This is a genomic window from Mycobacterium sp. (genome assembly GCF_032162105.1).
GTDB lineage: Bacteria > Actinomycetota > Actinomycetes > Mycobacteriales > Mycobacteriaceae > Mycobacterium.
The window spans coordinates 1-16,753 of record NZ_JAVRPS010000570.1 but is presented as its reverse complement, the minus strand read 5'-3'; the positions used below and the strand labels follow the sequence as shown (position 1 = coordinate 16,753).

At 64.8% G+C, this 16,753-nt stretch carries 14 protein-coding genes and 3 pseudogenes; 12 read left to right on the top strand and 5 right to left on the bottom strand.

What is annotated here, in order from left to right; translation table 11 throughout:
* The 5 genes and pseudogenes from QOC69_RS29105 to QOC69_RS29085 all read right to left on the bottom strand — a co-directional run.
* Positions 1–607 (bottom strand): hypothetical protein (locus QOC69_RS29105; RefSeq protein ID WP_526445990.1); only part of this gene is annotated, 607 nt, incomplete at its 3' end.
* Positions 597–770: pseudogene (locus QOC69_RS29100) on the bottom strand (hypothetical protein); the annotation flags it as partial. The pseudogene QOC69_RS29100 and the gene QOC69_RS29105, both read right to left, overlap by 11 nt.
* A gap of 10 nt (positions 771–780) precedes the next feature.
* Positions 781–1,302, bottom strand: a complete 522-nt coding sequence (locus QOC69_RS29095; protein WP_526445991.1) for a hypothetical protein — start codon at positions 1,300–1,302, stop codon at positions 781–783.
* Positions 1,303–1,383: 81 nt separating this feature from the next.
* Positions 1,384–2,076, bottom strand: a complete 693-nt coding sequence (locus QOC69_RS29090) for an esterase (RefSeq protein ID WP_526445989.1) — start codon at positions 2,074–2,076, stop codon at positions 1,384–1,386.
* Between the two features lie 104 nt (positions 2,077–2,180).
* Positions 2,181–2,834 carry a hypothetical protein gene (locus QOC69_RS29085; protein ID WP_526445988.1) on the bottom strand — a complete coding sequence of 218 codons (654 nt, stop codon included), beginning with the start codon at positions 2,832–2,834 and terminating at the stop codon, positions 2,181–2,183.
* A gap of 1,643 nt (positions 2,835–4,477) precedes the next feature.
* On the opposite strand from QOC69_RS29085, the pseudogene QOC69_RS29080 reads away from it, so the two are divergent.
* The 12 genes and pseudogenes from QOC69_RS29080 to QOC69_RS29025 all read left to right on the top strand — a co-directional run.
* A pseudogene (locus QOC69_RS29080) lies at positions 4,478–4,829 on the top strand (NHL repeat-containing protein); the annotation flags it as partial.
* A 451-nt stretch (positions 4,830–5,280) separates the two neighbouring features.
* Entirely contained in the window at positions 5,281–5,808 is a 528-nt protein-coding gene (locus QOC69_RS29075; RefSeq protein ID WP_526445987.1) for a DUF6636 domain-containing protein, read from the top strand.
* Positions 5,809–5,854: 46 nt separating this feature from the next.
* The gene (locus QOC69_RS29070; protein ID WP_526445986.1) at positions 5,855–6,541 is read left to right on the top strand and encodes an esterase; all 687 of its coding nucleotides are present in this window, start codon (positions 5,855–5,857) and stop codon (positions 6,539–6,541) included.
* 739 nt (positions 6,542–7,280) lie between these two features.
* A pseudogene (locus QOC69_RS29065) lies at positions 7,281–8,084 on the top strand (NHL repeat-containing protein); the annotation flags it as partial.
* A gap of 476 nt (positions 8,085–8,560) precedes the next feature.
* Entirely contained in the window at positions 8,561–9,262 is a 702-nt protein-coding gene (locus QOC69_RS29060; protein WP_526445985.1) for a hypothetical protein, read from the top strand.
* A gap of 545 nt (positions 9,263–9,807) precedes the next feature.
* Entirely contained in the window at positions 9,808–11,661 is a 1,854-nt protein-coding gene (dnaK, locus tag QOC69_RS29055) for a molecular chaperone DnaK (RefSeq protein WP_526445984.1), read from the top strand.
* Positions 11,658–12,281 carry a nucleotide exchange factor GrpE gene (grpE, locus tag QOC69_RS29050; RefSeq protein WP_526445983.1) on the top strand — a complete coding sequence of 208 codons (624 nt, stop codon included), beginning with the start codon at positions 11,658–11,660 and terminating at the stop codon, positions 12,279–12,281. Before dnaK ends, grpE begins: the two co-directional genes overlap by 4 nt.
* 35 nt (positions 12,282–12,316) lie before the next feature.
* Positions 12,317–13,492, top strand: coding sequence for a molecular chaperone DnaJ (dnaJ, locus tag QOC69_RS29045; protein WP_526445982.1), 1,176 nt, complete (start codon positions 12,317–12,319; stop codon positions 13,490–13,492).
* A gap of 2 nt (positions 13,493–13,494) precedes the next feature.
* Positions 13,495–13,899 carry a heat shock protein transcriptional repressor HspR gene (locus QOC69_RS29040; RefSeq protein WP_526445981.1) on the top strand — a complete coding sequence of 135 codons (405 nt, stop codon included), beginning with the start codon at positions 13,495–13,497 and terminating at the stop codon, positions 13,897–13,899.
* Positions 13,900–14,010: 111 nt separating this feature from the next.
* Positions 14,011–14,388 (top strand): GAP family protein, encoded by a 378-nt coding sequence (locus QOC69_RS29035; protein WP_526445980.1) that lies wholly within the window; start codon positions 14,011–14,013, stop codon positions 14,386–14,388.
* Positions 14,389–14,847: 459 nt separating this feature from the next.
* Positions 14,848–15,177: a hypothetical protein gene (locus tag QOC69_RS29030; protein WP_526445979.1), complete on the top strand. Its 330-nt coding sequence runs from the start codon at positions 14,848–14,850 to the stop codon at positions 15,175–15,177.
* 280 nt (positions 15,178–15,457) lie between these two features.
* A complete protein-coding gene (locus QOC69_RS29025; protein WP_526445978.1) occupies positions 15,458–16,708 on the top strand; it encodes a mannosyltransferase in 1,251 nt (416 codons plus the stop codon).
* The last annotated feature ends 45 nt before the right edge of the window (positions 16,709–16,753 follow it).

The window sequence follows — 16,753 nt, the reverse complement described above, 5'->3', positions numbered from 1 at the left end:
CGCTGGACACCACCGTCCAGCGGGTAGTGCGATCTTCGAGGGGATCTTTCGCATTGTTCTGCGGCAACTGATGAGCGAAAGAGTGCCGCGGCTCAGTGAGTTTGGACGCAAGCTTCGTTATCGAAGCGCCAATTTCGGGCACCTCACCGCATACCGTATCGATGACCTCTTGGGCACGCTCCAGGAAGCTCTTGTCGCCAACATGCCCCAGAGCGTTCCAAACGCGGGTGCCCACGAGATTGGGGTCCAGGCCCTCCCTGTGCGCTTGGTCTGCGGCGGCCTGGGCGGCGGCTTCGCGGACGCGCAGGAGCGCGCGCTTCGAGCCGTCGGGGAACCACGTTTGTTCGTCAGGTGGAGTCAGTCGACGGTGGAATCCCTCAACCAGCGACGTGAGTAGCTGTACCTGTAGCTGCACAGGAACGTTCATGCGGCGCGCTACCGCCCATGCCAACCCATCGAAAGTGTCGTTGATCTTGATCCACTTCGCGAACCGCTCGACGGTGAGCTCTTTGTGCGGCAACAAGGTATCCAGACGAGGGTTGTCGGGTTCGGCGCAGAACCCGGGCCCGAGCACGGTCAGCCAAGGGCCGTTGGAGTCAATGCGCACCTGCGTCTCGCGGCTTGAGTTCGTGCGCGCCGCGGTCGTCGAACTCGAGTCCGGATCCGATTACGAGGTCGCGCAGCGTGCTGGACGCGAGCACATCGTTCGGCGCGGCCAGGGCGCTCACGCGTGCGCCGATGTGCACGGCGATTCCGCCGATTTCGTCGCCGCTGCCAACTTCATCTGCGGCGACCAGACCATCGCCCGCGACGGAGTGGCGGCAGTGGTTTGTCTGGTTCGTCGCGGTGCTGCAGCAGCTGGACCAGGTGAGGGCCGTCGCCGAGGTCGCTGCGGCCGATACCGTCGCCGACGTCGTGGCGGTGTCCGATGTCGAACCGGAAAAAAATCGCCCTGCTGGTTGACAGCCGGGGTGATGGTGCAGCCAGACACTGTGTGGAGGATGCCTCGCGGCCCGTGTCGACGATGATTTGGTGATTGCCGTCCTGTTGGGCGTCGACCAGCAGCGCCGAGCGCTGCAGCGGGTTGGGGGTGTGTATGGCTGCCTCGCCGTAGCCTTGGGCGGTGCTGATGCCGACGACGGTGTCGCTGATCCACAGTGTGGCGGGTTGTCCGTCGATGGCGCTGACGTCCTTGCTTGCTGCGTGCGGTGGTGGTCCACTGGGCCCGCACTCGCCGTCGGCGATCGCGCGTGGGGCGATGACCACGCCGAGCGCCGCCACTGCGATGGCCGAAAAACCCAAGCAGTGTCTGGCGAGTGGCAACGGTGAGACGATGTGGTGTCGTCATCGTTTTCGTTGTCATGGGTGTGAGAGTCTGTCGGGCTACGCGAGCAGTGATGCGATGTTGGTGCGGGGCACGTCGACGTGCAGTGGCCCGTCTTCGTGCGGTAGCAGCCCGTCCTGGTTGAAGAAGAACATCACTGCGTCGTCGGTGATCGCGAAGTTCTGGTACGCCTTGGTGCCGAGGTCGTCTAACGACAGCGCGCCCGTCGCGCCGTGTTTGTCCAACTGGCGCTGCACAATTGGGTTCAGCACGTCCAGCGGTTGAGTGCCGGGTTTGAACAGAGTGTCGAATGTGAGTGGGGCGTGCTTGCCCAGGTCGTAGTTGAGGGCCTTGTACGTCGCCAGTGGATGGGCGCCGGTGTCGCTGCCAATGTCGAGGACCAGGCTTTGCGTACCTGAGGCCGGCGTGCCCAAGTGATACGCCTTCCCGACGACGTCGAGCTCATAGGGATACGGCCGCGGGACAGCCTGGGCGACCCAGCCAACGAACTGGTCACGTTCCTGCGTGAGGGTGTCGGTCAGCGCCTGCTGGTCGGGATAATCGACGGGAAAGCGGAAATCGAGCGTGTAGCTCGAAAGTGGCGCTGCGCAAGTGGTAGCTCTGGTCGGGATCGACCGTTCCTCCGAGGGCGGCGCACGCCGATGGCACGCCTGCCGCGGGCGAGGGCTGACCCGACGACGCCACCGCAGAAGCCGATGTCGTCGGGCCTGGGGTGCTTGATGTGTGCGCATTTGAGGTGCTCGATGCGCGGCACCCCACTGCGAAGGCGATCACGGTCGCGCTCGTGAGCGCAATCAAGACGGTGCGAGTCACCATGGCGCGTCCCTTTCTCTGGCTACGGTTCGACGGTGATGGGAAGCGATGAGGTGGTGCCGAGGCGGGTTGGGGGATAGGTGGCGACGTTGGTCATCGTCACGCTGATGTCGGACTCGCCGTTGCCGACAGTGAAACCCTGGTCGGCGTGCAGCTGCATCTGGAGTTGATAGGTGATGGTCTGACCGTGAATGAGCACAAACGGCGGGACGAGGGTTTCGTTGATGTAATCCATGCCAGTGCCTTCGCTGTCGTAGGGCACCGTCACCCACGCCTGGGTGCTGGGGTCGAGCATGCGCATCGACCCGGCGGGCATCATCCGGGCGCCGGACGGGCTGCATGAACAGTGGCCCAGCGACACCACCATGCCCACCTGGTCGATGTCAGTGGTGGTGGTGTTGACCAGGGTGACGGTAAAGCGCATCGGCGGGCCGCCCGGCCGCACCGTGGTGCTTCCTTGCGCGGCGAGGGTGACGTCGATGCCCCCCGCCGACCCGTGGGGCTGGGCCTGGGTTAAGAGCACGTGCGGGGCGGCCGAGGTGACCGCCGGCTGACTCGATACTGCCCCAGATTGCCCGACCGTGGTGGTGCCGGAACTGGTTGGTGTACCCGAACTTGAGCAGCCGACAACGGCGGCAATCGTTGCGGCGCCGACCATCATGGCGACGACTGTCATCCGACCGTTCATGGCCATGTGTGTTCTTTCTTTCGCGGGAGGCGTTGTCTTGAAGGGAGTTAAGCGAACTGGGCCACGGCGTTGTCAGCCGCGCTGGTAGGAGTCTCGTGACACCCGGAAGAAGTGACCGGTGCTGGTATCGGTGCACGTCACGCCCGAGGGCTCGCTGTCGCAGGTGATCGTGCCAACCGAATGGGTCTGGCCATAGGCGAGCGTCGACAAAGCGGGGTATATCCAGATTTGATCCGCGTGGGAGCATACGGACGGCGCGTGCCCCGTGAAAAGCAACAGGTCGTCGCCCGCGCCGGCGCAGTAGTCCCCACCCGACTGCGGTGTCACCCAGGTGTGGTCATGGATCTTGCAAACAGCGTATGTGCTGTCACCTTGATCTACTATCGCGCAGCCAATGTTTGCCGGACGGTGATCTAAACAGATAACTGTCATCGGCGTGTGCGATCGGCGATAGCGCGATGGCGCCCCCGGCGGTCGCCGCAGCCATCAGCCCGAGCGTAGTGATCGTGGTCGTTTTCATCGTGTCGGTTTCCTGTCTAGTGAACATGTCCGCGTGGCGGGATGCGGCCCTGGCGTGGGTCGTTCGTTGGCGCCGGCTGTTGTCGCCGGTCCGGGAAAGGTTGTGGCCGACGCCTTGGAAGATTCTTGATGGGCTGGTGCGACGCGTGAATGAACGCTCGTCCGGCAACCGAATCGGGGTCGTTGTCCCCACGTCCACGCCGGCCCTCCTTTAGGTGCGAGACCTCAGCGCTCTTCCCAAGACGCGTCCGACCGTGCCCATCACCGCTGATTGGACCACATGTTTGCTGGCCAGTATTGGTAGTTGGGTTAACAAGGGCCGACTACACGGCATAATCGACCTGGTCGCAGCGACGAAAAACCTTATGGCCGCGCGACACAAACACCGCCTCACGGACCACACCTACCCATACGCAACAATGGGGAACACGTGTTCGACATGGGTTATGCGACTTGCCGACGGCGCCGGCCCCGACGATCGCGCCCACAGGCAGCGCGCGCATCAGGATCTGCTCGACCCCGTTCGAGCTGGCGACCCGGATGCCGCCACGGCATCCCTGCACAACAACCTCACGAACAACCTGACCGTCATCCGCACACTTGTCGATAAGGCCCTTAACGGTACGGGGTAACTCGCACCTGCCGAGCACGCACCGTTACCAGCTAACGGTAGCGAGTTACACCGCGCCACAGGGCATTTCGCCAATATCGTCTCCGTGGCGGCCGAGCCGCCGACTGGCCCTGCTTAGCATTCTGCCGCGCGGTTCCCTGATTCTGTTCCAGCTGTGCGCGAAGTTGGTCTAACCGATGCGTGGGCGCACTGTTTGTGTTCCCGCCCAGGTCCGCGGGCTCGCTTTGGACCCGTGTCCGCGGCGATCGGCGGAGAGCTGAGCCGGGGCGTGTTGTGGGCGATAGCTCCCGTCGCCCAGGTCCCCGCAGGTGAGGCACCGTCGTCTCATCGGCGCAGAATGTCGATATGACGGCACCGGCGATCCTCGGGCTTGGGCATCTGGACTTCACCGTGACAGACGGTGACCGAGCCGTGCGGTGGTGCGCACCATCGGAATGCCTTCAGGAGTAGCGGCAAATGCCTCTTGACTAATAGAGAGGCACCCCAAAGTCTCGCGCTGGACGCCGCCTGCGACGTGTACGTCGTCGACTTTGCCGGCGGTTCACATACTGTGCCCGGTCGCGTGGTGAAGTTGGCGGCCGGGTCGAACACTCAAACCGTGCTGCCGTTCACCGACCCCGACCACCCCACCCAGGTGGCGGTGGACACCGTCGGCAACGTCTACGGTACCGACTACCCCAACCACCGCGTGGTGAAGTTGGCGGCCGGGTCGAGCACCCAGACGGTGCTGCCGTTCACCGGCCTCAGACTCCCCGCCGGGTGTGGCGGTGGACACCGCCGGGAACGTCTACGTCACCGACCAGGTCACCCAACGCGTGGTGGAGTTGCCGGCGGGATGATGTCCCTACCGACCATGGGTGCGTGACAACAAACGACGATCACAACGGGCCCGACATCACGATCGAATGCGCCAACCACGGCTAACGGCCTCTACGGTTGCTGCTGCTCTCGTCGATCGGGACCTGCACGAACGTGTTCCCATCGCCGGTCTTCAGCAGTCCTCACCCGACCGGAAGCGGGCCCCCCGTGATCGTGTCACGCACAGTACCTCGGCCGGGTCGGCGTTCATCAACAACGGCGGCGTGTTGGCCTGAACCAGGGCACGCGTGGTCGCAGCCCCTCTCGCGCCGGGATCCGCATTGCCGCAAGAATCCGCCAAGAATCCTCCAAGGCGTCGGCCACAGACTTTGCGTGACCGGCCACAACAGCCCGGCACCAGCGACCAACCCACGCCATCACGGCATCCCCAGGCCCCAGACATGTTCGCCCCGAAAGGAAACCGACATGACCAACATTTCACGCCACCATCAGTCCATCAAGCGCCGTGACGATACTCGGATCGGTCGTCAGCACGCCGGGCTGGGGCAACAGATGAAGATCACGACGCTCGCGCTGATCGCAACGGCGACGGCCGCGGCAACCATCGGCTTGGCGGCAACCGCACACGCAGATGAGAGCTACGATTTTTTGTCTCCATCGGGGAACATAGTGTGCTTCGTTTCGACGAGCTTCGACGGCACAAACGGTGCCGAATGTGAAATCCGCGACTACACCTACGTGGCGCCGCCGAAACCGCCGGGCTGCCAGCTAGGCGGTTGGGGCGACCGATTCAGCTTGAAGCAGGGCAGCGCACCTGTCGTGCACTGCCACGGGGACACCAATTTTGTCCCCGGGCTGCCCATTCTGCCGTACGGCCAAATGCGCTCAGCCGGACCGATCACCTGCAACAGTGAGGCTTCGGGTGTGACGTGCACCGATCGCAGCACCGGTCATTTCTTCCGTCTGTCGCGCGAGTCGTACCAGCTCGGCTGACAACCCCGTGAGCCGATTCGCACGCCTCCGAAAGGGCAATACCACCATGTTTGGAAACCTGCGCATGCTGGGGTACGCGGCCGTTGCCGCCTGCGTCCTGGTCGGCTGGTCGGGCACCGGGACGGCCGGCGCGCAATCGGCGTGCGCCGACCTCGGCGGAACAGTCGACCCCGACCAGATCTGCCACGTTCAGAGCGCCACCTCCAGCTACACCCTCGACTTCAGCTTTCCGGTCAGCTACCCCGACCAGCAGCCGCTGACCGACTTCCTGACCCATGAGCGTGACCAAGAGGTCGAATACGCCCAGATGTACCCGCCGAGCAATCGGCCGTCGCAGTATGAGTTCAAAGCCACGGGCACGGCGTACCGATCGGGCACGCCCTCTTCCGGCACTCAAAGCCTGGTGTTCCGTATTGCCAACGACACCGGCGCTGCGAACGAAGGCCGCCCGGCGACCTCGTACACGGCGTTCGACTACGACCTTGGCAAGGGCGCCCCGATCACGTTCGACACGTTGTTCAAACCGGGCACCAAACCGGTGGACGTCCAGCACGAGTTGGAGAAGCGTGGGGTTGCGGTCCTGCCGTCGTTTAACGACTTCGGCGTGCACGGATACCAGAATTTCGCGATCACCGACGACGCGGTGATCTTCTTCTTCGATCACGATTTTCTGCACGAGGGGCCAGGGAAAGTCTCAGTGCCCCGCACCGAAATCGCGGCACTGCTCGCATAACCGCGGCCAGACCTCACCAGAAAGAGAAACAGACATGACCAAAACTCCACGCCACCAACAACTTATGAAACGAGCGTTGATCGCAACGGCGACCATCGCGGCAACGATCTCCATCGCCGCATGCTCGTCGAGTACGCCGCCCGCCGGACCAACCACGACCGCCGTCAGCAAGCCGGCGGCGACCACGAGCACCCCAGCGGCCGGCCAGGCCACCAGTTGCGCGGTCAACCCGTCGTCCGCGCCGGTGCCGACCGCCGAAAAGTTCGACGCGGTGTCGCCGGACGCCAGGATCTCCGTATCGCTAAGCGGCATCCCGTCGGGCACCATCAAGCCCGGCGACCAGCCGACCGATGTCGAGGTGACCCTGTGCAACAACTCGCCGGTCGACTACCCGAAGGTCGGCGTCGTTTTCGTGCTGACGCAGTGCAGCTGCGCGATCTACCCAAGCGGGCTCCCCCAAGGCACGGCCGACCGCTTCGACCCGGCCACCGGACGCTGGATCCCGTTGGGGCATCCGGTCATAACCACGGGCGCGGACTACCTCGGCGGATTCTCTGACGTGCAGGAACTGCCCAAGGGCAAGCAAGTGACGCTGAAATACCGCGTTGCGCTCGACGCTTCCATGACCGACGGCAAGGGCGCTGTGCAGGCGACCGTCGTCGTGCCCGATGACCTTGTTCAGATCGGCAAGGCGGACCTGCCCTTCACCGTATCGAAGCAGTCGACGACTCCTTCGAATGCGCCGGCGGCCCGACAAACTGTGTTGCCGTTCACCGGCCTCACCTACCCGATCAGCGTGGCAGTGGACGCGGCCGGCAACGTGTATCTCACCGACACCGGGAATGACCGGGTGCTGAAGTTGGCGGCCGGGTCCAACGAACAGACGGTGCTGCCGTTCATCGGCCTGCACAGCCCCGGTGCTGTTGCGGTGGACTCCGATGGGAACGTCTACATCACCGACTATGTCACCGCCACCACCGACTTCAACGTCCCCAACAGCCGTGTGGTGAAGTTGGCGGTCGGATCGAACGACCAGTCGGTGCTGCCGTTCACCGGCCTCAGCCACGTTCACGATGTGGCGGTCGACACCGCCGGCAACGTGTACGTCGCCGACAACACGAGGGGCGCCGACACCAAGGTGGTGAAGTTGGCGGCCGGGTCGAACGACCAGACTGTGCTGCCGTTCACCGGCATCACGTCGGCCAACGCTGTGGCAGTGGACGGCGCAGGCAGCGTTTATGTCAACGACGGCCCGAACAATCGGGTGCTGAAGTTGGCGGCTGGATCGACCGATCAGACTGTCCTGCCGTTGACCGGCCTCGAACACCCCGACGGTATGGCGGTGGACACCGCAGGCGACGTGTACGTCATCGACGGCAAGAACAGTCAGGTGGTGAAGTTCGCGGCCGGGTCGAACGACCAGACCGCGGTGCCGTCTACCGTCCTCTACGGACCCGAAGATGTGGCAGTTGATGGCGCCGGCAACGTGTACGTCGTCGACAACAGCGGCTTCGGCCAGGTCGTGAAGTTGGAGGCGGGCTGATGCGCCACCTCATCGCCGCGGTGGCCCTGCTCGGTGTTCTAGGTTCCAAGCCTCCGTGGCGGACGCCGACTCCCCCAGCAGGAGGCTTGCAGAATTCCCGTCGAAATGGCGGAAGCGATGTTCCGGTTTTCATGGCGGATCCTATGACCACACGGTTCTGCAAGATCTAGGCCGGCGGCACCGGCCGGTCGTGACGTGCCGGGAGCCAAGACGGATTTCCGAGACCGACTTTTGAAACACGATGACCTGGCGAAACCTCAGCCGAGCCGACTATGAGCCCGTTGTCTCAAACGTGGTTGCGAGACGTCGGGCTTCTGAACGCCGGACGACCGTGCCTTATCGCTAGCGACTGCTTGGCGATTGGTGGTCAGGGCTGCGAAGAATCCGCCAAGAATCCGCCAAGCCGTCCACGGCAGCCTCTACATGAGACGGGCCACCACAGCCGGGCCCGACAGACCAAGAAGGAACACAAGCCAATGAAAACGACCAAGATTAGGAAGCTCGCGCTGATCGGCACGGCGACGGCCCCGGTTTCGCACCGGCGGGTGCTGCTTCAGTCCCGGGCCGTCAAGCTGATTGGCCTTCTGTCGGCCGTCGCAGTGGCCGCCTGTGCCCACACAACCGCGCACACAACAGAGATGTCCAAAACCGGTCCGGCGACCACGGTGCCCACGCCCGGCAGGGGCGCGGTCACGTTCGAGTACTTGCAGCGCGCGCCCGTGCCGGCGCTGTGCGAGCACGATCCAGGCGAACTGCGAAACGGGCAATTGCCGCCACAAGAGGGGCATCGCGGAAACGTCGGGATCGCGTTGAACCACAACACCGCCGCCTACAAGGTGGCGTTTGGCGACCTGACGGGGGGCGCAGGCGACGCCGCGATGGTCATCCACTGCAATGCCGGTGGGGTTGGGTGGCCGGAGAGTGTGCAGCTCTATACGGCGGGCCCGCAGCTCTCAACCGCCGGGCCCACGCGGCTGGGTGGAATCGACCTCGGCGACCTTACCCACGGCGGCTCGGAAATCGTGACCGCTCTGTCCATCTCGGACGGTGTCGCACATGTGACGTGGATGGCCAACGGTCCGAATGATGGAGCATGTTGTCCGACCGTGAAGATGATGGCCGACCTGCGTTGGGACGGTTCCACAGTAGTTGCCCAGAACGTGCGCCGAGCCAACTAACCGACGGCGAGATCTCGCCGACGGGCACGGCCCAGGCGCTCCCGCCGACGGGTCGAACCCTCAATATCGGTGAACAGGAATGTCACGACCCCCGAAGGCCGGGCCCCCCGCGGACACTCGCACAGGATGTCACACAACGCCCACGTCAACCGACCAATCGCGACTGACTTTCGAGACTCTCGGAAGTCGTCTATTTAGTCTCCGGACTCACCGGGGCGGTTCAGACCGTGTTGACGGAACCCACGCCGAGGCTCCGGCGCCCCGCCGCCAGGCCGTCCGCGAGGTACCAGCCCCGATTCTCACTTTCGTGTCATTTATGACATCGCGATGACATTGAAATTGAGACGATGACATCCAGTTTGAGAACTGACACGACAATCAGATTCCGGGCGGATCGGGAACAAATCGCGGCCCCGTCCCGTTGACCCGTTCGACAACTTGAGTGGATTAGGCTCAACTCTGGTTGACACGCTAGTGTCGGCGGGAGCAAGCTTGAGCGCGGTCCACTCAGACCCGCAAATTCTTCTAAACAGGAGGCAGTAACTATGGCTCGTGCGGTCGGAATCGACCTCGGGACCACCAACTCGGTCGTCGCAGTACTCGAGGGCGGCGACCCCGTCGTCGTTGCGAACTCGGAGGGCTCACGCACCACCCCGTCGGTCGTCGCGTTCGCGCGCAACGGCGAGGTGCTCGTCGGTCAGCCCGCGAAGAACCAGGCCGTCACCAACGTCGACCGGACCATCCGTTCGGTCAAGCGTGAAATCGGCACCGACTGGCACGTCGAGATCGACGGCAAGAACTACACCGCGCAGGAGATCAGCGCGCGCGTCTTGATGAAACTCAAGAGAGACGCCGAGGCCTACCTCGGTGAGGACATCGCCGACGCGGTGATCACCGTGCCCGCGTACTTCAACGACGCCCAGCGTCAGTCCACCAAGGAAGCCGGCCAGATCGCCGGCCTCAACGTGCTGCGCATCGTCAACGAGCCCACCGCGGCGGCCCTGGCCTACGGCCTGGACAAGGGCGAGAAGGAACAGACCATCCTGGTGTTCGTCCTGGGCGGCGGCACGTTCGACGTCTCGCTGCTGGAGATCGGCGAGGGCGTCGTCGAGGTGAAGGCCACCTCGGGTGACAACCACCTCGGTGGCGACGACTGGGATGACCGGATCGTCACCTGGCTCGTCGACAAGTTCAAGGCCACGGCAGGCATCGACCTGACCAAGGACAAGATGGCCATGCAGCGGCTGCGTGAGGCGGCCGAGAAGGCGAAGATCGAGCTCAGCTCGAGTCAATCCACCTCGATCAACCTGCCCTACATCACCGTCGACGCCGACAAGAACCCGCTGTTCCTCGACGAGCAGCTGACCAGGGCCGAGTTCCAGAAGATCACTCAGGATCTGCTGGACCGCACCCGCAAGCCGTTCCAGTCGGTGATCAAGGACGCGGGCATCTCGGTGGGCGAGATCGACCACGTGGTGCTGGTGGGTGGTTCCACCCGCATGCCCGCGGTGTCCGAACTGGTCAAGGAGATGACCGGCGGACAGGAGCCCAACAAGGGCGTCAACCCCGACGAGGTCGTCGCCGTCGGCGCAGCATTGCAGGCCGGCGTCCTCAAGGGCGAGGTCAAGGATGTGCTGCTGCTCGACGTCACGCCGCTGTCGCTTGGCATCGAGACCAAGGGAGGCGTGATGACCAAGCTCATCGAGCGCAACACCACGATCCCGACGAACCGGTCGGAGACCTTCACCACGGCGGACGACAACCAGCCGTCGGTGCAGATCCAGGTCTATCAGGGTGAGCGCGAGATCGCCGCGCACAACAAGCTGCTCGGCTCCTTCGAGCTGACCGGTCTTCCGCCGGCCCCGCGCGGCGTGCCGCAGGTCGAGGTCACCTTCGACATCGACGTCAACGGCATCGTGCACGTCACCGCCAAGGACAAGGGCACCGGCAAGGAGAACACGATCAAGATCCAGGAGGGCTCCGGCCTGTCCCAGGAGGAGATCGACCGGATGATCAAGGACGCCGAGGCGCACGCCGACGAGGACCGCAAGCGTCGCGAGGAGGCCGACGTCCGCAACCAGGCGGAGTCGCTGGTCTACCAGACGGAGAAGTTTGTCAAGGAGCAGCGCGAAGCCGAAGGCGGTTCGAAGGTCCCCGAGGACACGCTGACCAAGGTCGACGCCGCCGTCGCCGAGGCCAAGCAGGCGCTCGAGGGCAACGACATCAGCGCGATCAAGTCCGCGATGGAGAAGCTGGGCGTCGAGTCCCAGGCTCTCGGCCAGGCCATCTATGAGGCCACCCAGGCCGAGCAGTCCTCGGGTGCTGGCCCCGACTCCGGGCCGGTCGACGACAACGTGGTGGACGCCGAGGTCGTCGACGACGAGCAGGAGAACAAGTGACACAGGAGGATTCGCACGAGCCGGTGACCTTCACCGACAAACGGCGCATCGATCCGGTCACCGGTGAGGTACGTGAGACAGCCGGGCCGGCCCCCAGTGGGCCGGCGCCGGAGGTCCCCGATCCGGCCGTGGAATCCGATGAAGCCGTCGAGCTGAAGGCCACACTGCAACGCGTCAAGGCCGAGTACGACAACTACCGCAAGCGGTCCGTCCGCCAAGAGCAGGCCGCGGCCGAACGGGCCAAGGCCGGCGTCGCCGCCCAACTGGTGCCGGTGCTCGACGATCTCGACAGGGCGCGCAACCACGGCGACCTCGAGTCGGGGCCGTTGAAGTCGGTGGCCGACAAGCTGACCGCCGCGCTCGAGAGCGTCGGGTTGGTGGCGTTTGGCGCCGAGGGCGACGAGTTCGACCCCTCCCTGCACGAGGCCGTGCAGCACGAGGGTGACGGCTCCAATCCGGTGATCGGCACGGTCATGCGCCAGGGCTACAAGTTCGGCGACCACATCCTGCGGCACGCCTTGGTCGGCGTGATCGACACCGTGCCGGATTCCGACACGGTCGACGAAACCGGCGGTAGTGGCGGCGAGAACGCATCAGCGAACGCAGAATCAAACGAATAGACCATCGATGAACACAGGTGAGGAGGTGACGCGACATGGCCCAACGCGAATGGGTCGAGAAGGACTTCTACAAGGAGCTCGGCGTCTCCTCTGACGCCACCGAAGCGGAGATCAAGAAGGCCTACCGCAAGTTGGCCTCGCAGCTGCACCCCGACCGGAATCCTGGAGACGCCGCATCGGAGAAGCGGTTCAAGGCCGTGTCCGAGGCCAACAGCGTGCTGTCGGACCCGGCCAAGAAGAAGGAGTACGACGAAACCCGAAGGCTGTTCGCCAACGGTGGATTCGGGCGTCGCTTCAACTCGGGTGACGCAAACTTCGGCGGCTTCGGTGGCGATGGCAGCGAGGTCAACCTCGGTGACCTGTTCGGTGCGGCCGGCCAGACCGGTGGCGCCAACATCGGTGACCTGTTCGGCGGATTGTTCGGACGCGGTGCTCAGCAGCCGCGGCCCAGTCGTCCGCGTCGCGGCAACGATCTCGAGACCGAGACCGCGCTGTCCTTCCTCGAGGCCACCAAGGGCGTGGCGATGCCGTTGCGGCTGACCAGCCCGGCGCCGTGTACCAACTGCCATGGCAGCGGTGCGCGCCCGGGTACCAGCCCGAAGGTGTGTCCGAACTGCAACGGCTCGGGCGTGATCAGTCGCAACCAGGGCGCGTTCGGCTTCTCCGAGCCGTGCACCGAGTGCCGGGGCACGGGCTCGATCATCGAGGAGCCGTGCGAGGAGTGCGGCGGCAAGGGCGCGACGACAAGGACTCGCACCATCAACGTGCGGATCCCACCGGGTGTCGAGGACGGTCAGCGGATCAGGCTGGCCGGCCAGGGTGAGGCCGGTCTTCGGGGTGCCCCTTCGGGTGACCTGTACGTCACCGTGCACGTGCGACCGGACAAGGTGTTCGGCCGTGACGGCGATGACCTTACCGTCACCGTTCCGGTGAGCTTCCACGAACTTGCTTTGGGCACAACGCTTTCGGTTCCTACCCTGGAGGGCAAGGTCGGGGTGCGGGTGCCCAAGGGCACGTCGGACGGGCGCATCCTGCGGGTGCGTGGCCGCGGTGTGCCGAAGCGCGCGGGCGGGCACGGCGATCTGTTGGTCACCGTCAAGGTCGCGGTCCCGCCGAACCTCGAAGGCGAAGCGGCGGAGGCGCTGGAGGCCTATGCCAAGGCCGAACGTGCCAGCGGGTTCGATCCGCGGGCGAACTGGGCGGGGGCGTGATCATGAATCGGAACGACCCCAACTCTTCGGCCCGGACGTTCCTGATCTCGGTGGCCGCCGAGCTGGCCGGCATGCATGCGCAGACGCTGCGCACCTACGACCGGCTCGGCCTGGTCAGCCCGGAGCGCAGCTCGGGCGGCGGGCGTCGCTACTCCCAGCACGACGTCGACCTGCTGCGCGAGGTGCAGCGGCTGTCCCAGGACGAGGGCGTGAATCTCGCAGGGATCAAGCGCATCATCGAGCTGACCAATCAGGTCGGCGCCCTGCAGTCGCGACTGGTCGAGATGGCCGCGGAGCTGGACCGGCTACGGGCCAACCAGCGCCGCGACGTGGCGGTGGTGCCGAAGAGCACAGCGCTGGTGGTGTGGCAGCCCGGCGCGGGTCGGCGCAGGCGTACCGGCGAATAGCCGCTACGTCACCTTGATCGAGAAGCGCAACGTCTCTGGCTTGCCCGCGACCGCGAACCGGTAGCTGCCGCGGCGCAGCGAAAGCCCTAAACCTCACCGAATGCTGACCGGATGGCTGGCGAGCAGGGTCCCGGCGGCTGTAGTCCCGGGGGGCGGGCGATGCTCCAGCGGCAGTCGCTATGGGTGGCGTTCCTGGCCGGCCTCTGGGCCGGGCTCGGTCCGCATGTCGAGTTGGTCGGAGCGCTCGGCGTCATCCTGGCGTCGGGGGGTGCCGCGAGAACGCAGGTGGCCACAATGGCAGCGTATGCGCTAGTCTCGTTCGCTTTTGCCGAGATCCCGCTCATCAATTACCTGCTGACGCCGGCCAAGACGTCGGCTCTCCTGAACCGAGCGCCGGAGTGGTTGCGGGCCCACCGCGTCGGGGCCGTAGCCGTCGCACTCGCCGTGCTGGGGTGTATCTGGTGGCGACCAGCTTGTGCGGCTAGGTGATTGGCCTCGGGCTCAGCGGTCGGTGATCGTTTGATGGCGGCGTCGAGGTGGTTGTTATGCCTGGAGGCGGTGGTCAGCGTGAGGGTGCGATGCGCGCGCTCGGCTGTCAGTACACCTCCGCACCTCGCGCAGTTGGCCCGGTTCTCGCTACCAAACACGAGCCCGCTCGGCCCGTGCCAGGGTTTTGCTGAAATCGCGCATGCTGAATCATTTTGCACCACACTGAAAGTCGAGTCCACGACCGGTGGTCGTGGTCAGCGTGCCCGGCCGGTCTGCGCCAGGGTTTTGCTGAAATCGCGCATGCTGAATCATTTTGGGCCACAGTGAAAGTCGAGTTCCACTCCTGGGTTGTGGCCCACCGTGCACGCCGCTAAACTTGCCGTCGCCGACTGGATCGAACGGGTCTAGGACCGGCGCCGACGGCACTCGGCGATCGGCACTCGGCGATCGGCGATCGGAATGGTCTCTCTGGTGACTACGAGAACGGACCGCTATTACTTCACCGAGTGGATACGCCGGGACACGGTGTTCCCGATCGGGTCGGTCGACAACCAATCCTGGCGCGGTGGGTTTGCGCGTGTGCTGGGTTACGACGCCGGGACGGGTCCGCAATTGGTCGCGGCGATTGCCGTGACCGGTGCGCTGGCCGTATTGGCATGGTGGGTGTTGGGTCCTGTTCCCCCCAACGCCGCGACCGGCTGGGCTCGCTCCTGGTGGTCATGCTCTTTGGTCTGCTCGCCTCGCCGGTCTCTTGGACCAATCACTGGGTGTGGAACGTGCCATTGCTGATCTGGCTTCTTCACGGACCGTGGTGGGACAATCCGGGCGCCCGAGTTCTGTGGTGGACATGGCTGGTCGTGGCCGTCACAGCGGTACCCAATGCGCTCGCGCAGCTTCAGTCGAGTCGGTGGCAGATCAGCCGCCCGTGGTATCAGGCGTGGGCCGGGCTCATCTATCCGATATCGGCCCTGGCAACACGCGGATGGGTCATCGCCACCGGTATCCTGGCCCGCCGCGGCGCCCTTTCGTCCCAGTCACCAATTTTGGTTCGCCCGGCGGACTAGCCCGGATGTGGCAAATGCCAGGCCGACCTCATGCCGTTATAGTCACCTCGGTGAACGCGGAGTCGGTCTCGGTGGTGCGTCCCCGCATCTCCGACTTGGAGGCCTTGGCGCCGATTTTGCTTGGTATCAGCGTCATCGCGCGACTCGCCTCGACGATGGGCTATTACCTGGTCGAAGGCGACGCGTTCTTCGACCTCCATGTGTACGTGCTCGGCGGCGCGGCGGTGGATCATCCAGGCACCTTGTACGACTTTTCCTACATCGACCCGACCAAGGGCGAGCATTTGCCGTTCACCTATCCGCCGTTTGCGGCAATGGTGTTCTATCCACTGCATTTTCTGCCGTTCGGTGTGGTCGCATTCATCTGGCAGGTGGGCCTGATAGCCGCGCTGTACGGCTCGGTGCGGATCAGTCAGCGATTGATGGGCGGCGGTAGCCACCGGACCGCCATGCTGTGGACGGCAGTCGCCATCTGGCTGGAGGCGCCGGGCGGCAACATCCAGGTCGGGCAGATTGGCATCTTTCTGATGCTTGCCACGCTGTATGCGGCATACAGCACGCGTTGGTGGCTTTCCGGCCTGTTGATCGGGCTGGGCGCGGGAGTGAAGCTGACGCCTGCGATCACCGGGCTGTACTTCGTCGGGATGCGGCGCTGGGCCGCTGCGGTGTTCTCGGCGGTGGTCTTCTTCGCCGCCGTGGGGTTGTCGTTCCTCGTTCTCCCCGATGACACGCGTCGCTACTTTCCCCACCAGTTGATCGACGCCGCCGGGGAGCTGCCGGTCGGCTCGTCGTGGAATCAGTCCTGGCGGGGCGGGATTTCCAGGATCATGGGTTACGACGTGGGCACCGGCCCCGTCGTCATCGGGGCGATTGCGGCGACCGCGGTACTGTCGCTGCTTGCGTGGCGGGCGCTGGGGTCCGTTGCAGGCGAACGCGACCGGCTGGCCTCGCTGCTGGTGGTCCAGGTGTTCGGGCTGTTGGCAGCGCCGGTGTCATGGACGCACCACTGGGTGTGGGTGGTGCCGCTGATGATCTGGCTGATCCACGGGCCGTGGCGCGACATGCCCGGCGCCCGTGTTCTGGGCTGGGGCTGGTTGGTGCTGATGGTGATCAGCGTTCCCAGCCTGTTGTCCCTCGCCCAACCGAACATCTTGGAGATCAGCCGTCCCTGGTATCTGGCGTGGGGCGAGACGGTCTACATCGTTGCGGCCCTGGCGACCCTGGTCTGGATCATCGCAACCGGGCGCCGTGCCTGAGGCGGGCGTGCGGACCGACCGCCGTCGGCTGCTGGCCCCCCCGCT

Coding starts and splice junctions, on each gene's coding strand:
- QOC69_RS29060 (WP_526445985.1), top strand. CDS start 8,561: ATGAAAACGACCAAGATTAGGAAGCTCGCGCTGATCGGCACGGCGACG.
- QOC69_RS29035 (WP_526445980.1), top strand. CDS start 14,011: ATGGCTGGCGAGCAGGGTCCCGGCGGCTGTAGTCCCGGGGGGCGGGCG.
- QOC69_RS29075 (WP_526445987.1), top strand. CDS start 5,281: ATGACCAACATTTCACGCCACCATCAGTCCATCAAGCGCCGTGACGAT.
- dnaJ (WP_526445982.1), top strand. CDS start 12,317: ATGGCCCAACGCGAATGGGTCGAGAAGGACTTCTACAAGGAGCTCGGC.
- QOC69_RS29025 (WP_526445978.1), top strand. CDS start 15,458: ATGTGGCAAATGCCAGGCCGACCTCATGCCGTTATAGTCACCTCGGTG.
- QOC69_RS29070 (WP_526445986.1), top strand. CDS start 5,855: ATGTTTGGAAACCTGCGCATGCTGGGGTACGCGGCCGTTGCCGCCTGC.
- dnaK (WP_526445984.1), top strand. CDS start 9,808: ATGGCTCGTGCGGTCGGAATCGACCTCGGGACCACCAACTCGGTCGTC.
- QOC69_RS29040 (WP_526445981.1), top strand. CDS start 13,495: ATGAATCGGAACGACCCCAACTCTTCGGCCCGGACGTTCCTGATCTCG.
- QOC69_RS29085 (WP_526445988.1), bottom strand. CDS start 2,834: ATGACAGTCGTCGCCATGATGGTCGGCGCCGCAACGATTGCCGCCGTT.
- QOC69_RS29090 (WP_526445989.1), bottom strand. CDS start 2,076: ATGCGCACACATCAAGCACCCCAGGCCCGACGACATCGGCTTCTGCGG.
- QOC69_RS29030 (WP_526445979.1), top strand. CDS start 14,848: ATGGTCTCTCTGGTGACTACGAGAACGGACCGCTATTACTTCACCGAG.